Source organism: Protofrankia sp. CiP1_Cm_nod1 (genome assembly GCF_920888515.1).
GTDB lineage: Bacteria > Actinomycetota > Actinomycetes > Frankiales > Frankiaceae > Protofrankia.
On sequence record NZ_CAKKTM010000252.1, the window covers coordinates 1 to 685 of the forward strand.

1 protein-coding gene is annotated in these 685 nt (G+C 74.9%); it reads left to right on the forward strand.

All coding sequences use genetic code 11. The features are described from left to right. On the forward strand, positions 1-584 hold a 584-nt coding region (locus NBX02_RS11550; RefSeq protein ID WP_250291294.1), incomplete at its 5' end, for a precorrin-3B C(17)-methyltransferase. Positions 585-685: the final 101 nt, after the last annotated feature.

Genomic DNA, 685 nt, shown 5'->3' on the forward strand with positions numbered 1-685 from the left:
GCCTCGGAGCGGAGGAGGCCCGCGCCGGCGCGGCCGTGGACGCCGCCCGCGCCGGCCACGCGGCCGCGCTCATCGGCAGCGGGGACGCCGGCGTCTACGCGATGGGCAGCCCCGCGCTGGAACGGGCCGACGGATCCTTCGACGTGGTGGGCGTCCCGGGGGTGACGGCGGCGCTGTCCGCCGCGGCGCTGCTCGGCGCGCCCCTCGGCCACGACCACATGATGATCAGCCTGTCGGATCTGCACACCCCCTGGGAGGTGATCGAACAGCGGGTCCGGGCGGCGGCGCGGGCCGACGTCGCCGTCGCGTTCTACAACCCGCGCAGCAAGGCGCGGACCTGGCAGCTGCCACGGGCGTTGACGTTGCTGGCCGCCCACCGTCCGCTGTCGACCCCGGTGGGCATCGTCACCGACGCCTTCCGCCCGGCCCAGCAGGTCACCGTCACCACGATCGGGGAGCTGACCGCCACCCCGGCCCCGCAACTGGAGCTGGTCGGCATGACGACGACGGTGGTCGTCGGCAGCACCCACACCCGTGTCGTGGCCGGGCACGTCGTCACCTCGAGGGGGTACCGGTGGAGCTGACCGGCCAGGTCCGTGCCGCCTGCGGCGGCTCTTCCCGCACACTCCACCGGTCGGAGACGTCGGAACGGACCACTGGAGCGCCGCCACCACCACTGCCAACG